Raw genomic sequence first — 1,494 nt, forward strand, 5'->3', positions numbered from 1 at the left:
TATGACAATTTTATATACTCCATAAACCCTTTAAATTAATTAGGTGGTTTATGTCGCACTTCAAGTTTTACTCTGCCGGAATTTCTTAGATTAAGATCATGGGAAGTACGAGGAAAGCAAATAGGGGCTGATACATACACATTGAGAGGTATGGACTTAATAGTACATCCTAGAATATTTGATGAACTTAATAAGATGTATCAATCAAGCCTATGTAATTATCAGTATATTCAGAGTATTGATATTTAAGCACGTTAAATTTGTACATTTAAGATATTGGTGTAGGGCTCTATTGCCAAATCAATAACCTCTTAAACATCTACTTATATTTTAACTGGACAATTTTTTCCTTTATTAAGTCATTGCAAAATAAATTCAAGTATTTTGTATGGTGTTTATTATATTGATTTTAAAAAGTTTAATAGTAAATTAACCTAAGATCGAGACAATAAAGTAGATAATTCAATGACACTTATCACCTCTTTTATAAATCAGATTATTCTTAACATAGATAAAAGGCAGACAACCCTAATAAAAAATGAAATCAAGAAAATTGATCATTTAAGTAATATTGAGTTTAGTGACTTGACCCAAGATCAAAAAAATGCAGTATTAAAGGTAACAGATAAGTTATTCAATAATTTGAATTTATTAAATAATGACATAGAAGAGATTACTAAACATAAAATCAATTTTACTGAGTTCTTTAGAGTTATCCGCTTTTCGAATGAAGCTAAGTTTTCATTATTTTGGGAGCATATTCAGTTAGTTGATGATCTTAATAATGATTTAAATCAGCAGAACTTTAATAAGTTAAAGATTTTTTTCTCTAATTTAGGATCTTTAAAAATTCAAGATCATACTTTAGATGATTTTTGGAAAGAAAGTATTAGCCTTAATGATCCAGATATTCTTGCACAGACTGTATTTGGTTTAAGCCTTTATTCTGTTCTTGCTCATTTAGATATATTAGCTCACCAGTTACTGTTCAGTGATATTGAACCAATATGTTTAGGTTGGATATTTCAAAAAAAATTAAATTCTAGAAACTTTCAGTGGGAAAATGAAAAATTCAATAGAATCAATAGACATAAAGGTATATGGACCAATCCTAGTCGTAGCCTTTTAACTCTAATGGCTACATTTGCAGCTATAAAATTAAGTCCTGAAGAGCCTTCTACTTCTCGTGGTTTAAACTTCTCAAACTATTTAATGAATTACACTGAGAAAAAAGAGAATTTTATAAAAAAGGCTAATGAAGGCCTTCCAATAAGTTATACCGACCTTCTCTGGTTACTTTCGGAAAAATCTGATCGTAAAGATATTTGCATTGTTTCTTTCAAAGAAATTTTTAAAGAAACAATGAATATTTTGCAAAGTAAAGAATCTAAGTATGAAGCTAATAACAGAGGTGGTCCCACTTGTTTGAACAACTAAAAGCGTATTTATAAGTGATATTCCGCTCTAGTTAAGCCACCTTGTTTTGTTGGGGTA

The 1,494-nt window shown here is 28.8% G+C and carries 1 protein-coding gene; it reads left to right on the top strand.

Translation table 11 applies throughout. The features are described 5' to 3' along the window. Nucleotides 1–465: 465 nt before the first annotated feature. The gene (locus tag CDG56_RS16640; protein WP_205666502.1) at nucleotides 466–1,437 is read left to right on the top strand and encodes a hypothetical protein; all 972 of its coding nucleotides are present in this window, start codon (nucleotides 466–468) and stop codon (nucleotides 1,435–1,437) included. Nucleotides 1,438–1,494: the final 57 nt, after the last annotated feature.

Origin of the sequence: Acinetobacter sp. WCHA39 (genome assembly GCF_002165385.1) — a bacterium.
GTDB lineage: Bacteria > Pseudomonadota > Gammaproteobacteria > Pseudomonadales > Moraxellaceae > Acinetobacter.